The organism is Bradyrhizobium jicamae (assembly GCF_001440395.1).
In the GTDB taxonomy this organism is placed as follows: Bacteria; Pseudomonadota; Alphaproteobacteria; order Rhizobiales; family Xanthobacteraceae; genus Bradyrhizobium; species Bradyrhizobium jicamae.
Window position 1 is genome coordinate 1 of record NZ_LLXZ01000022.1, and the last position, 17,015, is coordinate 17,015.

Genomic DNA, 17,015 nt, shown 5'->3' on the forward strand with positions numbered 1-17,015 from the left:
GCGGCCTCACCAAGCTGGGCGCTGGAACGCTGGTGCTGTCAGGCACCAACACCTATGGCGGCGGCACCACGATCGCGGCCGGCACTTTGCAGATCGGCAATGGCGGGACGACCGGCTGGATCGTCGGCAATGTCGTCAACGACAGCGTGCTCGCCTTCAACCGCAGCGACACGATCACCTTCGCCGGCGAGATTTCCGGCAGCGGCGCCGTGCAGAAACTCGGCTCGAACACCGCGATCCTGACAGGAAACAACAGCTACACGGGCACCACCACGGTCGCGGCCGGCACCTTGCAGATCGGCAATGGCGGGACGACCGGCTCGATCGCCGGCAATGTCGTCAACGACGGCGTTCTCACCATCGACCGCAGTGACGCGGTCACCCTGCCCGGCGATATTTCCGGCAGCGGTTCCCTGCGGCAGGTCGGTTCGGGCGCCACGATCCTGACCGGCAGCAACAGCTACACGGGCGGCACCACGATCGCGGCCGGCACCTTGCAGATCGGCAATGGCGGGACGACCGGCTCGATCGTCGGCGATGTCGCCAACGACGGCGTGCTCGCCTTCAACCGCAGCAACACGCTCACCCTGGCCGTCAATATTTCCGGCAGCGGTTCCGTGCAGCAGGTCGGTTCGGGTACCACGATCCTGACCGGCACGAACACCTATAGCGGCGACACGATCGTCTCCGGCGGCCGGTTGCAGTTCGGCGACGGCAGCGCAAGCGGCAGCACCAATCTGGCCGGCAACATCAACGTAACAGGCGGCACGCTGGCGATCCAGGCGCCGGCGACCCTGAACGTCGCGCAGGCGGTGACCTTCGGCAACAACACCGCACTCTCCATCGTCGCGGGCACGAACAGCCCGGCGCTGTCCGCTGACGGCGTCGCGATCGGCAACGGCGTTGCCTTCAACGTCAGCGGCATCAACGATGCGAGCCAGCTCGACAAGGTGCTGATCGACACACGATCGGGCATCAGCGGCGACTTCGCCAACATCACCATCGGCGGTTTCAGCGGCACGGTGGATTATCTCACGATGTCCGTCCGCAAATCGGTCGACGGCCTGCAATACCTCGCCAGCTACGGTCTGAGCTGGACGGCAGGCAACTCCCTTGCCCATGGTACCTTCACGCTGACCAACGTCAGCGACAGTTTCACGGTGGGGACAGCACTGACGGATCAGGCGGCGAACCCCGCGACAGGCTGGGACGGCAAATCGCTCACCAAGGCTGGTGCCGGCACGCTCATCCTGACCGGACAGAACACCTATAGCGGCGGCACGACGGTGTCGGGCGGCACGCTCCAGATCGGCAACAGCGGTGTGACCGGCTCCATTCTGGGTACAGTCACCGTCAACAGTGGGGCCACATTCGAGGTCGTCAACGCCGACACGAGCGGCATTACCAACCTTGCGAATGGCGGGCTCGCAAACTTTCGCAACAGCTCCAGCGCCGGCAACGCCAGCATCGCCAATACCGGCCAGTTGAATTTCCATGACACGAGCACCGGCGGCACCGCCACCATCACCAACGACGGCAACCTGACGTTCAATAATTCGAGCAGCGCAGGCAGCGCCGCGATCACCAACAACTCCAATCTCTATTTCTGGCACGCCGCGTCGGCCGGCAGCTCGACCATTACCAACGACAGCGACCTCAACTTCAACGGCACCAGCACGGCGGGCAGCGCTGCCATTACCAACAGCAACTTCCTTGGCTTCTACGGCACCAGCACGGCCGGAAACTCCACCATTACCAACGCCATGACCAACGTCGGCATCGTGAATTTCTACAGCACGAGCACGGCCGGCAGCGCCACCATTACAAACAACAACGGTGGCACGACCGCATTTCGCGACCATAGTACCGCGGGCAACGCCAATGTCACCAACAACGGCGGCGGCACGCTGAATTTCAACAACACCAGCACGGCCGGCAGCGCCAGCATCACCAACGCCGGCAACCTGTATTTCTACAACACCAGCGCCGCTGGCAGCGCAAGTATCACCAACAACAGCGGCGGCTTGCTGAGTTTCAACGACTTCAGCACGGCCGGCAACGCCACCATTGTCAATAACGGCGGCCTCGACACCTGGAACAGTGCCACGCTGGGCAACGCCACCATCACCAATAACTGGGGCTTCTATCTGGAAGACAGCAGCTCGGCCGGCAGCGCGACGATCACCAATAACCGCTGGATCTACTTCTATTCCAGTTCGACGGCTGGAACCGCCACGATCGCCAACAATCACAGCCTGAATTTCTGGAGTGACTCCAGCGCCGGCAGCGCGCGCATCACCAACGCCGCCGCGGGCACGCTCGAAATCGTCAACAGCTCCACACTGGCCAACGCTACGGTCATCAACAGCGGTCAGATGAGTTTCTGGGGCCCCAATCTCGGCGACGTCCCCACGGCTGGCAACGCGACCATCACCAACAATGCCAGCGGCACGATCGAATTCCGCAACAGCGGCACCGCAGGCAGTGCGCGCATCGCCAATGCCGGCACTATTATTTTCAGTAACAGCTCCACCGCCGGCACCGCATCGATCACAAACGACAACCAGTTGACGTTCTATGGCAACACCACGGCCGGCAGCGCTGTCATCACCAACAAGGGCACCGTGCTGTTCGACGGCAACTCCACGCCCGACAGCGCGCAGTTGATCAACAACGCGCCCGGCGCCGTTGTCAACTTTTTCACCCCCGGCCCGAACAGCGACGGCAAAATCAGCGCCGGCTCACTCGCCGGCAGCGGCCGCTTCGACCTCAACAGCATAGAACTGACAGTTGGCGGCAACAATCTGTCGACCATCGTCACCGGCGTGCTCGCCGGCGACGGGATCGTCACCGGAACATCCCTGATCAAGGTCGGCACCGGCATGCTGACCCTGTCGGGCGTCAACACCTATACCGGCGCCACCACTGTTGACGGCGGCACGCTGGCGGTGAACGGCTCGATCCTGTCGGCGGTGACCGTGAACGCCGGCGGTACGCTCGGCGGGACCGGCATCGTCGGCAACACCACCATCATGAGTGGCGGCAACCTCGCGGCCGGCAATTCGATCGGCTCGCTCTCGATTAACGGCAATCTGACCTTCAATGCCGGCGGCATCTACACGGTCGAAGTCTCGCCCAGCGCGGCGGACCGCACCAATGTCACGGGCACCGCGACGCTCACCGGCGCCACCGTTCAAGCGGTGACGCTGCCCGGCAGCTTCCGCGGCCAGACCTACACCATCCTCAACGCCAGCGGCGGGCTTGGCGGCACGCAGTTCGCAGGCTTCAACGTCACCGGCAGTTTTCGTCCCGCGCGCAATCCGCGCCTGACCTATGACGCCAACAATGTCTATCTCGTGCTCGATCCCGGCGAGATCATCCTGCCGTCGGGCACGAACGCCAACCAGGCGAGCGTCGCCGGCGGCATCAACCGCGCGGTGCTCGGCGGCGCGACGCCGCCGGCGGGCTTTGACGTCCTGCTCAATCTCGACGGTACGCCGCTGAAGAATGCGCTGACGCAGATCTCCGGCGAGACGGCGACCGGTGCCCAGCAGAGCACGTTCAACGCGATGACTATGTTCATGGGGCAGATGACCGACCCGTTCATCGACGGGCGCGGCGACATGGGCGCTTCCGTTCAGGGCGCATCCTCGTATGCCGCCGATGGCGCGGCACGGCGTGCCGCCGTGGCGCGCGATGCCTTTGCCGCGATCCCGCCTTCTGTGCCGACGAACTTCGAGCAGCGCTGGAACGTGTGGGCCGCAGGTTTCGGTGGATCGCAGACATCATCCGGCAACACCGCACTTGGATCGAACAGCGTGACGAGCCGTCTGTTTGGGACCGCCGCCGGGGCCGATTACCGGTTCTCGGCACATACGCTCGCCGGCTTTGCGCTGGCCGGCGGCGGTACCAATTTTTCCGTCGCGGGTGGCGGCACGGGACGATCGGACCTGTTCCAGGCCGGCGCATTCGTGCGCCACCACAATGGTCCCGCTTATCTCTCCGCCGCGCTGGCCTATGGCTGGCAGGACATCACCACCGATCGCGCGGTGACGGTCGCGGGCATCGACAAGCTGCAGGCGCGCTTCCAGGCCAACACCTTCGCGGGCCGCATCGAAGGCGGCTACCGCTTCGCAACGCCCTGGATGGGCGTCACACCTTATGCCGCCGGCCAGGCCACGGCATTCCAGCTTCCGGCCTATGCGGAAAGCGTGCTGTCCGGGGCCAATACGTTTGCGTTGAGCTATGGCGCGAAAACCGTCACCGCCACGCGCAGTGAATTGGGATTGCGTACCGACCGCTCATGGGCCGTCAACGACGCCATCCTGACCCTGCGCGGCCGCGCCGCATGGGCGCACGATTTCAATCCCGATCGCGCCGTCGCGGCGACCTTCCAGACGCTTCCCGGCGCCGCCTTCACGGTCAACGGCGCCGCACAGGCCCGCGATGCTGCGCTCACCAGCGCGTCCGCCGAAGTGAAATGGCGCAACGGGTTCGCGGTTGGCGCCACTTTCGAAGGCGAGTTTTCCAGCGTCACCCGCAGCTACTCCGGCAAAGGCGTCGTGCGCTATGTGTGGTAAATTTCACAAATGGACTGGAACTTTGATGCTAAAGTCGGTCTGCCCCGCCTACGACCAGTCTTTTTCCGACCAGCCCTTTGAACAAGCCGATCAGCCCGCAGAGCAAGGTCCGAACAGCATGGACGATGTCCTGAACCTCGCCCAGGTCATGGCCGAATTGTCCTATCTTGCGCGTCTGGAGGAAAGACGCGAGACCAACGTGGCGAGCTTGAAGCGCCTGAAGGAAGCCCGCGACGCTCTCCTTGATAGAGGAGATGAAGTCACGGGGGGCTCAGTCGCACGAATATCCTAGAGCAGGATCAGATTAGGTCGGGCCGTGACGACGGAGTGCTGCGAGCCGGGGCCCATTCTACTTTGCATGGGGTTGTTTTCGCGATTTTATGTCTGTGCCTATCATCACTGCGCGAGCGCAAATGCGCTCGTCGCGGGCGGCGCCGACCCGTTGGCTCCCAATGACGGTTGAGATCAGCCCTTCGTCACATGAACGCCGGGCCTCTCGCCCGCATTCCACTTGCCGCCAATCGCCCGCTCGATCTGCGCCGCGAGCTGCAACAGCAACCCGTCATTGGCCTGCTTGGCGATCGCCTGGATGCCGAGCGGCAGGCCGTGCTCGTGGGTGGCGAGCGGCAGCGAGATCGCGGGGATGCCGCAGAGGTTGGCGAGCGGCGTAAAGGCAAAATTGCGCCAGAGATGGCCGAACCAGTCGAGCACATCAGGGTTTTCGCTGATGGTCAGGTACTCCGTGGTGCCGACCTTCGGCGTCGGCAGCGCGGTGATCGGCGTGAGGATAATGTCCCAATCCTCGAAGAATGCGCCGAAGCCGCGCGAGGTCGTGTTGAACACCGCCTGCATGCGGGCGCGGTCGGCGTAGCTCGTGTGCCGGCCGTGCTCCCAGATCCGGGTGTTGATCGGCTCGATCAGGTCTTCCGGCGGCCGCTCCAGCCCGCGCGCCGCCAGCATGTTGGAGATGACCACGGCGAAGTTGCTGATGTAGCAGGTGGTCTGCGCCGCAAAGGCTTCACTGTAGTCCAGCTCGGGCAGGGCATAGTCGACGTGATGGCCGAGGCCTTCGAGGAAACGCCCGGCCTTTTGCAGCTCGGCCGCGATATGCGGCGTCGCCTGGTAGTCACCCCATTTGTATGACAGTGCGATCTTCAGCCGGCCCGGATCGCGCGTGATCATCCGCGTATAGGGCTCGGGCGGAGACCAGAACGGCATGAACTCGCCCGGCGCCGGCCCGCGGCAGGCATCGACGAAGGCCGCGGTGTCGCGCACCGAGCGCGACTGGCAGCCCTGAATCGAAACCAGCCCGCTGAGGTCGGACAGAAGCGGCGACAGCGAGAACACGCCGCGCGAGACCTTCAGCCCGATATTGCCGTTGACACCGGCGGGAATCCGGATCGATCCGCCGCCGTCGGTCGCATGCGCGATCGGCACCGCGCCGGCCGCGACCATCGCCGCACTGCCGGCCGACGATCCGCAGGTGGTGTAGTCGGTATTCCAGGGATTGCGCGTGACATAGACGGCGGGATTGTCAGCCGAACTGCAGACGCCGAACTCCGGCGTCGTGGTGCGCCCGATCAGGTTGAGCCCGGCCCCGCGCATCTTTTTGGTCATGAACGTATCGGCCGTGGCGCGATTGCCGCGCATATAGAGCGAGCCCATTTCCTGCAGCCGGCCTTTCAGCGTCGGCCCCAGGTCCTTCATCAGGAAAGGCAGCCCGGCAAACGGACCATCGAGCGCGGTGCCGTCGGTTGCGGGATCGGCGATCGCGTCCTCGAACAATTCGACGACGGCTGAAAGCGCAGGGTCAACCTTGGCAATGCCGGCGGCCGCCTGCGCCGCCAACTCTGTAGCCGTCAGCTCGCCCTTGGCGACACGCGCAGCCAGTGCAACGCCGTCATGTGCGGCCCATTCGTCCCAGCTCATCGGCAAGTTCATTTGGAGTCATCCTTTCGGCGCAGCTTTGGCCCCAGCGCATGGGACGCCGCGCTCATTCGTTGTCGCGCTGTCAAACCTTGATCAGCCGCACCCTGGTGCCCCAGGGATCTGATGTCTCGATGCCGTTGGCGATGGCCTCGACTGCTGCACCCGCCTGCCGCAGGCGCTGCTGCTGGGCTTCGAGAATTTGCTGTGCCTCGATCTCGAGCGAGAACCAGGCAAGCCCGGTGGCCGCGTCGTCCCGCGGCCCGGCGCCGGCGCTCTGCCAGACGTTGATGCCGAGGTGATGGTGATAGCGCCCCGAGGACAGGAACGCCGCGCCGGTCCGCTTGCGGGTCGGGGCGAAGCCGATGGTGCCGGCATAGAAGCGGTCCGCCCGTTCGAGATCGCCGACGCGCAGATGCATGTGGCCGATGCGCAGGCCGTCGGGCGCCTTGGCATAGTTGGTCGTCTGCGTACCCGCGAGCGCCAGCAGGCCGTCGATGTCGAGCTGGTTGGTTGCCATCGCGACCGTCCCGGCTTCCCACTTCCAGAGTTCGGGCGCACGGTCGGCATAGACCTCGATGCCGTTGCCTTCGGGGTCATCGAGATAGACGGATTCGCTGACGAGGTGGTCGGCGAAGCCGGAGAGCGGCACCCGGTTTTTCGCCGCATGCACCAGCCAGCGCCCGAGGTCCTTGCGCGTCGGCATCAGGAACGCGGTGTGATAGAGGCCGGCCGCGTTGCGCTCCTCGCGCGCCGCGTTCTCGCGCCGCTGCAGGTTGAGCAGCGGCACGCCACCCGAGCCGAGCTGCGCGCCCGTCTCGGAGCGCGCCATGACGGTGAGCCCGATCGCGTCGCGGTAGTAGTCGGCGACCTTGTCGAGGTCGCGCACGCGCAACGTCACCATGCCGATCCGCATCGGCGTGCGGTTGGCGAAAGTCGGCCCGCCCGAGCCTGCCGTATTTCCCTCCGCCCGCGCCGCGGCAATCGCGGCCGCGCTCAGCGACGAGGCGCCGGCAAGGTGAAGCAGCGTGCGGCGGGTCAGGTCGATGGTCATGAAATTTTCCTTTTCCGGCCGGTTCGCCGAAGCAAATCCTGCGCCGGTTTTAATCCCGGCGTCGCCGCATCAGGGCTAACCGGAACCTTCGTTGCAGCAGAACGTTTTGCTCCGAGCAAGCTATTTTTGAGCCATTGGAGACGAAAATGAACCGCGTCGCGGCAACGATTCTCGCAACGGTAATGGGAGTGAGTGCGGCCTCGGCCCAAACCGCGGCGGGATCGGCCGACATGCAGGAGACGGCCTGTACCACCACGTCACCGTCTGCGACGACGGGACACGGTGAAGAGAAGACGCCGAACTCGCAGACTGTTGGCAAGAGCGCCGTGCTGCCTGATGCAGGCGGCGCGAACTCCGCCGCGCCGACGGTACAGAGCGGCAACAAGCCGTTGAAAGTCTCGCCGGATTGCCCGCCGGATTCCACGCCGAAGTAGTGTCAGCAATCGAACTCGATCAGGATCGGCATCTCAGCCCATTCATGCATCGATCGCAACGCTCTGGGTCCCGCCGAGCAATTTGACGTTCAGCCTGCCGCTCGCGAACAGCATGTCATCGAGTGCTTCGCCGAGATCGGGGGATTGGATCGTTGTCCCGCCATCCCGACCGATGCTGGCCTGTGCGGTGCGTCGCATCAATTCCTTGATAAAGGCAGCGCTGACGCCCTTGGTGCGACGTGTAGCCTCGCTGATGAGAGATTCATCGAGCGCCAACCCCTGGCCGTAGAGCTGGATCAGCTTCCTTCTTCCGACGTCGTCGGGCAGCGGGATCTCGATCGCCTGGTCGATCCGGCCCGGCCGATCGGCCAGCGCGCCCTCGAGTTGTTCGGGGCGATTGGTGGTGAGGACAAAAAGGATGTCGGCATCCTCCTTCAGGCCGTCCATTTCGTTGAGAAGCCTGTTCAGCAGGCTCTCCTCGCAAGGTCCTCCCATCATTTCGCGATCGCGCGCGATGAGATCGACGTCCTCGATCACCACCATGCTCGGCTGCAGGAGGCGGGCGAGGTTCATGTAGGTGCCGAGCAACGCTACCTGGCCCGCCGTAATGATCAATGTCGTGTGGCCGGCCAGGTTGCTGGCGAGGTACCGGATGGTGTGCGTCTTGCCGGTGCCGGGCGGCCCTTAGAGCAAGATGCCCTTGCGGGTGGACTGTCCGAGCCGGCGCAGTTGTGCGCGGCCTTCGACAAAATGGAGGACGTTGCGGTCAAGCAGCTTCAACGTCGCCTCGGGCAGGATCACGTTGGCGCGTTCGATGCGCGGCAGCTTGTGAACCATGAGGCCCCGCGAGCTTCGGCGATAGCTCGCGTCGGCATCAAATGAAAGAACCTTGCCCCGATAGCAACGCGCGGCGTCGACCGCGTTCTCGATGTCGGAAAATGAGCGCTTCACGAGTTCGGCACTTGCCGGCCCGGCAGGAGCCAGAATTTCGATGCGAACGCCAGTTTCTTCGCCGTGCTCGCGATGAGCCGACAGCAGCACCGCATAGTGCAGATCGCTATCGGTGGCACACAGCCATAATCCATTGTCGAGACATTTCACCGGCTCCGCCTCGCCGATCTCGACATCCTGATACTGTACTGGCGCGATGGCATGCGCGGTCTCGGCAAACCGGCTCAGCGAGGCGAATGTGAGTGTTTCGTAGCGGTGGCGCTCGTGAATGCCAAAGAAGCGGATTGGCGAGGCCGAAAACAACTTGTCCACCGCCGCTTGAACTTCCGGGCGCATATGCCCGGGAAATTGTCGCGACGTTGCGATCAGCTGGTCCCGAGGAACTCCGGCGAAGTGCCACTCAAGGGCGGCACTTGCAAAATTGAACTGCTTTGTTCGCGTGAGATCACGCAAATTGCCCGCAACTGCCAGTGTGCAGTCGTCGCAAATCAGCGCCGCGTTGCTCATCAGGCGGATCTGCTCACCGGCAAAATTCCCGCACAGTTTGCACCGGTCTCCGTGTAAGTCGCCACTCGACTCGGCCTTGATCATCAAACGATGGCCCGATGCCTCGATGCGCTCCTCGGAAACTCTCAGGAGCGCTTCGGCAACGGCGCTGGGATATGTTCCGCAGACCGCTTTGCCCTTCATCTCGATTGCCGCCATCAATTCGATCGCGTCGCCCGGCGACTGACTGAATACGGAGCGGAGAAGGCCGATGACAAAATCCTGAGGAGTATCCTTGTCGTTATGGATGACGAGCCTGGTGTGACCAGTCTGGATGCGGTTCATCGAAAGCCCCCGAAATTGAATGTAAGCAGCGTGCCGAAATATTCGGAACAGATCAAGAACGTTTTTCAACTTAAACGCTAAGGTTGTAACGGCTGGCGCGGCGTTATGGCCATTCGGCGCAGCGCGCGGCGTACCTCTAAGGCTCAGACATCAACAAGTTCTTGCGCTTACCATCTCAAATCATCGGCACATTGATGATGTCGTGCGGAGGGCGCGCTTCCCGAACGCCGCGGCGATCGCGCTACGGCAATGCTAAATTGTATCCGCCGTCATGGCGTGGAATCCATGTCGACGATACGGCGCGATGGATTGCATCGCGGAGCCTGTGATCGGGTGCGCATGCGCGCGATCCTGTGGCTCGTAACACCTGAAGAGCGTGTGCCCTCCAGCCTTTCAATTTTGCGATAGAAGCCATGTCCACATTCAAATTCCTCGAACCCCCGCAGCGATCTACTCTCGCGGCAAATCAACCGGGAATCGCAGAGGAAATTGAGCCCGATGGCGGAAGCAGCGAAATCACGGAGCGAGGCCGCGGCGGCGCTCCCGACCTGGCCGGACGAGATCTACCGCGTGCTGAAGGACGCCGGCATCCGTCAGGTCGCCATGGTGCCGGACGCCGGCCATAGCCGCCTCATTCGTTCATTCGAGGCCGATCCCGAAACCCGCGTCGTCACGCTGACGACGGAGGAAGAGGGCGTGGCGATGCTGGCGGGCGCGTGGCTCGGCGGCGAGCGCGGCGTTCTGCTGTTGCAGTCGAGCGGCGTCGGCAATTGCATCAACATGCTGTCGCTGCCCGTCATCTGCCACATGCCGCTTCTGATGATCGTCACCATGCGCGGCGACTGGGGCGAGTTCAACCCGTGGCAGATCCCGATGGGGCAGGGCACGCGTCCTTCGCTGGAAGCCATGGGCGTGATCGTGAACAAGGTCGATGAGCCGCATCTCGTCGCTTCCGCCGTGCAGGGCGCGGCGAACCTCGCCTTCAACACCTGGAAGCCGGTGGCGGTCCTGATCGGACAGCGCGTGCTCGGCGCCAAGAACTTCAAGGAGCTGGCCCGCAAATGAGCAATCCGAACGCGCTTCTGCATCGCCGCGACGTCGTCAACGAATTGCTGCGCGACCGCGCCGATCTTCTCGTCATCGGCGGCCTCGGCGCGCCGAACTGGGACGTCTCGGCTGCCGGCGATCATCCCAACAATTTCCCGCTCTGGGGCGCGATGGGCGGCGCTTCCATGATCGGGCTTGGCCTGGCGCTGGCGCAGCCGAAGCGCAAGGTGCTGGTCATCACCGGCGACGGCGAGATGCTGATGAATATAGGCTCGCTCGCGTCGATTGCGGTGGAAGCGCCGAAGAATCTGACAATCGCCGTGCTCGACAATGAGCGCTTCGGCGAGACCGGCATGCAGAAGACTCCGACGGCTTCCGGCGTCGACCTCGCCGCCATCGCCACCGCTTGCGGCATCCGCACCTCGCGCATCGTTCGCACGATGGCCGAAGTGACCGAGCTGCGCGATCTCGCGCATGAGGGCAGGGGAACGGCCTTCGCGCAGATCAAGATCAATCCCGAGGCGCTGGTGTTCGTGATGCCGCCCGCCGATGGCGTGATCCTGACGACGCGCTTTCGGCAATCGGTGTTGGGAGACGAGGCGCTGTTTAATTGAGGATAGCTACCCACACGACGTCGTCATGCCCGGCCTTGTGCCGGGCATCCACGTCTTTAGCTATCGCGGCGAGCGAAAGAAGTGGATGGCCGGGACAAGCCCGGCCATGACGGAGAGAGTGCTCGGCCTCACTACGCCGTCATGTTGATCTTCCAGAGCCCTTCCTTCGAAAGCTGCTGAATCTCTGATACAATCAACGTTCCGATCGTCGTCGTCGCAATCGACGGCGGATGCGCGATTGGCGAGGCGAGAATCAGTTCGCGCGATACCGAGGGACTGACGGCGGCCATCTCCAGCCGCTTCGCCGCCACTTCAGTGCGGATCGCCGAGGGCGGCAGCAGCGTATAGCCGAGCCCTTCCTCCATCAGGCTGATCTGGGCGCGGTAGGAGTCCACCTCGATCATGGCGTCGAGCTTCAGTTTCTCGCGCGCCAGCGCCTTTTCCAAGAGCGCCCGCAGTCCATGCGAGATGCTCGGCAGAATCAGCTTCTGCTTCACCAGCCATTTGAGATCAACCTGCTTGCGCTTGCTGAGGCCCGACCCCGGCGGCCCCACCGCGACGATGTCTTCGCGGCCGATCGACTGGACCTGCAGATGGAGATCGACGGCCGGGCCATAGATGATCGCGAGGTCCATTTCGCCGCGGTGCAGCCATTCGACCAGATGGCCGCCATAACTCTCGACGATGCGCAGCGAGACGTCGGGAAATTCGTTGAGGACACGGCGGGCAAACCGGCCGGACAACACGGCGCTCACCGTCGGCACCATGCCGAGGATGACGCGGCCCGAAGGGTTGCCGTTGGCCGATTTGAGGTCGTCGCTGACCTGCTCGATCTGGCGGATCAGGCCGGTGGTGCGGTCGAGCAGCATCCGGCCGGCGCTGGTGAGCAGCATGCCGCGGCCGTTGCGCACGAACAGCTCGACCCGAAGTTCATGTTCGAGCAGCTTGATATGCCGGCTCAGCGCCGGCTGCGCGGCACGTAGCCGGTCCGCGGCCTTGCTCAAGCTTCCGAGTTCGGCTACGGCCCGGAATGTCCGCAATTGTTTGAGATCCATCGCCTGCTCAGCATGCCCATGATGCCAGCGATCATATGCCGTTTTCGGAAATCCCGTCCATGACCACACCCTCAGTCACCCCCTCGCAAGTCCGCACCGCGCTGCTGCTGCGCCAGGAGATCGCGCTGCTCGACGTCAGGCACGAAGCCGCCTTCGCCACCGGCCACCCCCTGTTCGCCGCCAACATGGCGGCCGACCGCATCGCGCTGGAGGCCGAAGCGCGGCTGCCGCGCAAGGACGTGCCGATCGTGATCTATGATAACGGCGAGGGCCTCGTGCCGCAGGCCGCGGAACGGCTGGCCGCATTGGGCTACTCCAATGTCCGCCAGCTCGATGGCGGGCTGCAGGGCTGGAAGTCGGCGGGCCATGAGGTGTTCGAGGACGTCAATTCCTACGCCAAGGCCTTCGGCGAACTGGTCGCGTCGCGCCGCCACACGCCGTCGCTGGCCGCCGAGGAAGTCGGCGCGCTGATCGCGAGCGGGGCCAACATCCAAATTCTTGATGTCCGCCGCTTCGACGAATATGCGACCATGAATATCCCCGGCTCCATGAGCGTGCCCGGCGCGGAACTGGTGCTGCGCGCCGGTCGCGCGGCGCCGGACCCCGAGACCACCATCATTGTCAATTGCGCCGGCCGCACCCGCTCGATCATCGGCACCCAGTCGCTGATCAATGCCGGCGTCACGAACAACGTGATGGCGCTGCGCAACGGAACCATCGGCTGGACGCTGGCAAAGCAGAAGCTCGAACATGGGTCCGACCGCCGCGGCGAGATCGGCGCCATCGCAGGCGGCGAGACCAACGCGCGCGACGTCGCCTATCGCGCCGGCGTTCGCCACATCGGCCTTGCGGAATTAGCGGCGCTGCAGGCGCAGGGCGACCGCACGCTCTATCGCTTCGACGTACGCTCGGAAGAGGAGTACACCGCCGGTCACCTCGCAGGCTTTCGCCATTACGCCGGCGGACAGCTGGTGCAGGAGGTCGACATGGCAGCCCCAGTGCGCGGCGCCCGCATCGTGCTGACGGACAACAGAAGTGTCCGCGCCGACATGACCGCCTCCTGGCTCGCGCAGATGGGCTGGGAAGTTTACGTGCTCGAGGGCGGCTACGACGGGGCGCTGGAAGTCGGACCGCCGCGCGTCATCCCAAAGCCCGATCCGTCACACCGCTATCGCCGCCCCTATGAGGGCACCGATGTCAAAGAGAGCGCGATGCAGGCCTATCTCGACTGGGAATACGGCCTCGTCGACCAGCTCCGCCGCGACGCCACGCACGGATTCTTCGTCATTTGAGATCGCGCAGGATGGGTGGAGCGTAAGCGATACCCATCAATCATCGCCGCCCATCATGCTCTCGAGCTTCTCCGCGGTGTAGTTCTCCCCGATCGACAGCGCGCAGATCCGCGAGATCTGCACGTATGAAAGCCCTGTCTCCTCAGCCCACGCATTGAACTGCGCCTGCACCTTGGCCAGATCGCGCTTGGAGGTGACGGTCTCCGCGATATCGAGCCCGGCATCGCGCAGGCAGAGCACGACATCGCGGGAGGTGACAAACCCGTCCCAGCCGAGAAAGCGCAACATCATCTGCCCGGTATTGCCGCCGAGCCGGCTGCCGCGTTTCGCCAGCAGTTCCAGCAGCCCGGCTTCGTCGGAGGACGGCCAGTTGGCGAGGAACTTGCCGAAACTGCCGTGCTCCCTGGCGATGTCCCTGACGAAGCTTGCATTGGCGCGCACAGACATGATCTTGGCGCCGTTGCGGACGATGCGCGTGTCCTTCATCAGATCGTCCCAGAACTCGTCCGGCTTCAGCGACAGCGGGCCGGGCTTGAAGCCGAGAAACGCCTTTTCGAAGCCCGGCCATTTGGTCTCGATCACGCTCCAGGCAAAGCCCGCGCAGAACACCCGCCTGGCCATTTCGGCAAGAATCCGGTCGTCGCCGAGCCTGGCAAGCGCCTTCGGATCGGGCTTGGCCGGCAGCAGCTTGGCCAGCGCCTTCGGCCCGCCCTTGCGCTTCTCGGCGCGGGCGCGAATGGTCTTGAATGCGGTCACGGTGCACGGCCCCCGGTGAAATGCCCTGAAACTATAATTTAGAAGTGATCGGCTGACCTGCAAAGAAGGGATGGCGCACGGGGCAGATTTCGCCTAAAGCATCCCCACCTCATTCACATCCGTCGGGCCGTGCTGCCGCGCGTCATTTGCGCTGGCTTCGAGCCATTTCGGTTCGGGGCGATATTCAACATTTCCGGCTGATCGAGCCAAGCAAGGTCTGAGATCTCGTGACTTTTCTACCTACCTACCCGCCGCTCGCCCGAGCCCTGGCGGAACGCAATTTCGACCGCCTGACGCCGGTACAGACGGCGGTGCTGGCCGACGATGCCGACGGCCGCGACCTCTTGGTTTCCGCGCAAACTGGCTCGGGCAAGACCGTTGCCTATGGCCTGGCGGTCGCGAGCAACCTGCTGGAAGGCGCCGAGCGGTTCGGTCAGGCCGCGGCTCCGCTGGCGCTGATCGTGGCGCCGACGCGCGAGCTGGCGCTTCAGGTGCATCGCGAGCTTGCCTGGCTTTATCAGCATGCGGGCGCCCGCGTGGTTTCCTGCGTCGGCGGCATGGACCCGCGCCGCGAGCAGCGCGAACTGGCGGTGGGCGCGCATATCGTGGTCGGCACGCCGGGGCGGCTCTGCGATCACCTGCGGCGCGGCCGGCTCGACGTGTCGGAACTGAAGGCCATCGTGCTCGACGAAGCCGACGAAATGCTCGATCTCGGTTTTCGCGAGGACATGGAATTCATCCTGCAGGCGACGCCGGAGGACCGCCGCACGCTGTTGTTCTCGGCGACCTTGCCGCCGGGCATCGTCGCGCTGGCGAAGGACTATCAGCAGGACGCCTTTCGCGTCGAAGTCGCGGGCGAGGAGGGCGGACACGCCGATATCGAGTACCGCGCCATCCGGATCGCGGCCGGCGATGTCGAGCACGCCGTCGTCAATATTTTGCGCTACTTCGAATCGCCGGGCACGCTGGTCTTCTGCAATACGCGCGAGGCCGTGCGGCACCTGCAGGCGACGCTGCTGGAGCGCGGTTTCTCGGTGGTGGCGCTGTCGGGCGAATTGACCCAGAACGAGCGGACGCTGGCGCTGCAGGCCTTGCGCGATGGCCGCGCCCGGGTCTGCGTCGCGACCGATGTCGCCGCGCGCGGCATCGACCTGCCGAACCTCGATCTCGTGATCCACGCCGACCTGCCGAACGACCCCGAAGTCATGCAGCATCGCTCCGGCCGCACCGGGCGGGCCGGCCGCAAGGGCGTCAGCATTCTCCTGGTGTCCTCGGCCCGGCGCCGCCGCGCCGACATGCTGCTGAAGCTGGCCGGCATCGACGCGGCCTGGGGCGTGGCGCCGCAGCCCGATGAGATCCGAAAGCTCGATCAGGAGCGGCTGCTGCGCGACGATGTGTTCGCAGGCGAGATAACGCCTGAGGACCAGGCGCTTGCGCAAGTCCTGTTGGCCGAACGGTCGCCGGAACAGATCGCTACCGCGCTGGCGCGGCTCTACCGCGCGCGATTGCCTTCGCCTGAGGACATCGTCGATCCCGGCGAGGATCGGGTCAAATCCCGTGCCGAGCGCGCCCGCGAACGGGCGGATCGCGAAGCCGAACGCGGATCAAAGCCGGCAAAGTCTTCGGCTCGCCATCGCATGGCGGAGGACAGCGTCTGGTTCACGGCCGCGATCGGACGGCGCAAGAACGCCGAAGCACGCTGGCTGCTGCCGATGCTGTGCCGCCGCGGCAGCATCAAGAAGGAAGACATCGGCACCATCCGCATTCTCGATACCGTCACCGAATTCGAAATTTCCGCGCGCGTCGCCCGCCGCTTCGCCGCGCGCATTCGCCGCCCCGACAAGGAAGACAGCATCCGCATCGAGGAGATGACGAGTGCCGCACCGAACGAGGAAGTGCGCGAGAAGGAAAGGGCGCCAAAGCCGCACGGCAAGAACAAGACCTCCGACAAGCCGGCGTTTGACAAGAAGGCGCATTACGATACCAAAAGGCGGGATCGAGGCGAGCACGCGCATGCGGGAAAGCCGCGGCATGAAAATGGCGCGTCGGCGAAGCCCGTATTCGGAAAGAAGAAAAAGAAGAAGTTTCGTGGCTGACCGGAGCGACATCAGCTGAAAGCGCCGACGCTCAGCTGCCATGCAGATGAGGATCCATCATGAGCGTCTACATCATCGCCCAGTTGAAATTCACCCGCCGCGAACTCTACGATCGCTATCAATCGCGCTTCATGGGCGTGTTCAGGAAGTTCAGGGGCAAGCTCCTGGTGGCGGACGAGCATCCCGTCGTGCTGGAAGGCGACTGGCCGCGCGACAAGGTCGTGATCATGGAGTTCCCCGATGACGCCGCGGCCAGGGAATTTCAGGACTCGCCGGAGTATCAGGAGATATCGGTCGACCGGAAGGCGGGCGCCGACGCCATCGTGCTGACGGTGAGAGGCTTGTGATATAGGCGCTGCCGCGAGCGGTTCCCCGCTCG

General features: G+C 64.2%; 13 protein-coding genes and 1 pseudogene. 8 read left to right on the forward strand and 6 right to left on the reverse strand.

The genetic code is table 11. The features are described 5' to 3' along the window. The coding region (locus CQ12_RS03925; RefSeq protein WP_057834053.1) for an autotransporter-associated beta strand repeat-containing protein at positions 1-4,580 on the forward strand (4,580 nt) is incomplete at its 5' end. 25 nt (positions 4,581-4,605) lie between these two features. Continuing rightward, entirely contained in the window at positions 4,606-4,872 is a 267-nt protein-coding gene (locus CQ12_RS03930) for a hypothetical protein (RefSeq protein ID WP_057834054.1), read from the forward strand. A 173-nt stretch (positions 4,873-5,045) separates the two neighbouring features. Here the strand turns inward: CQ12_RS03930 and CQ12_RS03935 are convergent, their stop codons facing one another. Next, on the reverse strand, positions 5,046-6,521 hold the full coding sequence (locus CQ12_RS03935) for an amidase (protein ID WP_057834055.1): 1,476 nt from the start codon (positions 6,519-6,521) through the stop codon (positions 5,046-5,048). 70 nt (positions 6,522-6,591) lie between these two features. Then, complete coding sequence (locus tag CQ12_RS03940) at positions 6,592-7,560, reverse strand: VOC family protein (RefSeq protein ID WP_057834056.1); 969 nt, start codon at positions 7,558-7,560, stop codon at positions 6,592-6,594. 146 nt (positions 7,561-7,706) lie between these two features. Between CQ12_RS03940 and CQ12_RS03945 the strand changes: the two genes are divergently transcribed. Next, on the forward strand, positions 7,707-7,994 hold the full coding sequence (locus CQ12_RS03945; RefSeq protein ID WP_057834057.1) for a hypothetical protein: 288 nt from the start codon (positions 7,707-7,709) through the stop codon (positions 7,992-7,994). A gap of 42 nt (positions 7,995-8,036) precedes the next feature. On the opposite strand, the pseudogene CQ12_RS45970 reads toward CQ12_RS03945, so the two are convergent. Further along, positions 8,037-8,666: pseudogene (locus CQ12_RS45970) on the reverse strand (AAA family ATPase); the annotation flags it as partial. Positions 8,667-8,678: 12 nt separating this feature from the next. Further along, positions 8,679-9,776 (reverse strand): ATP-dependent Clp protease adaptor ClpS, encoded by a 1,098-nt coding sequence (locus tag CQ12_RS45975; RefSeq protein ID WP_245309724.1) that lies wholly within the window; start codon positions 9,774-9,776, stop codon positions 8,679-8,681. 498 nt (positions 9,777-10,274) lie between these two features. Between CQ12_RS45975 and CQ12_RS03955 the strand changes: the two genes are divergently transcribed. Together CQ12_RS03955 and CQ12_RS03960 are read left to right on the forward strand one after the other, a co-directional pair. Next, on the forward strand, positions 10,275-10,841 hold the full coding sequence (locus CQ12_RS03955; protein WP_057834058.1) for a thiamine pyrophosphate-binding protein: 567 nt from the start codon (positions 10,275-10,277) through the stop codon (positions 10,839-10,841). Next, positions 10,838-11,437 (forward strand): thiamine pyrophosphate-dependent enzyme, encoded by a 600-nt coding sequence (locus CQ12_RS03960; RefSeq protein ID WP_057834059.1) that lies wholly within the window; start codon positions 10,838-10,840, stop codon positions 11,435-11,437. The genes CQ12_RS03955 and CQ12_RS03960 overlap by 4 nt, the downstream gene beginning before the upstream one ends. Before the next feature lie 131 nt (positions 11,438-11,568). On the opposite strand, the gene CQ12_RS03965 is transcribed toward CQ12_RS03960, so the two are convergent. Continuing rightward, a complete protein-coding gene (locus CQ12_RS03965; RefSeq protein ID WP_057834060.1) occupies positions 11,569-12,492 on the reverse strand; it encodes a LysR family transcriptional regulator in 924 nt (307 codons plus the stop codon). A 59-nt stretch (positions 12,493-12,551) separates the two neighbouring features. On the opposite strand from CQ12_RS03965, the gene CQ12_RS03970 reads away from it, so the two are divergent. Next, the gene (locus CQ12_RS03970; RefSeq protein ID WP_057834132.1) at positions 12,552-13,784 is read left to right on the forward strand and encodes a rhodanese-like domain-containing protein; all 1,233 of its coding nucleotides are present in this window, start codon (positions 12,552-12,554) and stop codon (positions 13,782-13,784) included. Between the two features lie 36 nt (positions 13,785-13,820). Here the strand turns inward: CQ12_RS03970 and CQ12_RS03975 are convergent, their stop codons facing one another. Beyond that, positions 13,821-14,540 (reverse strand): DNA-3-methyladenine glycosylase I, encoded by a 720-nt coding sequence (locus tag CQ12_RS03975; protein WP_057834061.1) that lies wholly within the window; start codon positions 14,538-14,540, stop codon positions 13,821-13,823. A gap of 227 nt (positions 14,541-14,767) precedes the next feature. Between CQ12_RS03975 and CQ12_RS03980 the strand changes: the two genes are divergently transcribed. Beyond that, positions 14,768-16,636: a DEAD/DEAH box helicase gene (locus tag CQ12_RS03980; RefSeq protein WP_057834062.1), complete on the forward strand. Its 1,869-nt coding sequence runs from the start codon at positions 14,768-14,770 to the stop codon at positions 16,634-16,636. A gap of 59 nt (positions 16,637-16,695) precedes the next feature. Then, complete coding sequence (locus tag CQ12_RS03985; protein WP_057834063.1) at positions 16,696-16,983, forward strand: DUF1330 domain-containing protein; 288 nt, start codon at positions 16,696-16,698, stop codon at positions 16,981-16,983. Positions 16,984-17,015: the final 32 nt, after the last annotated feature.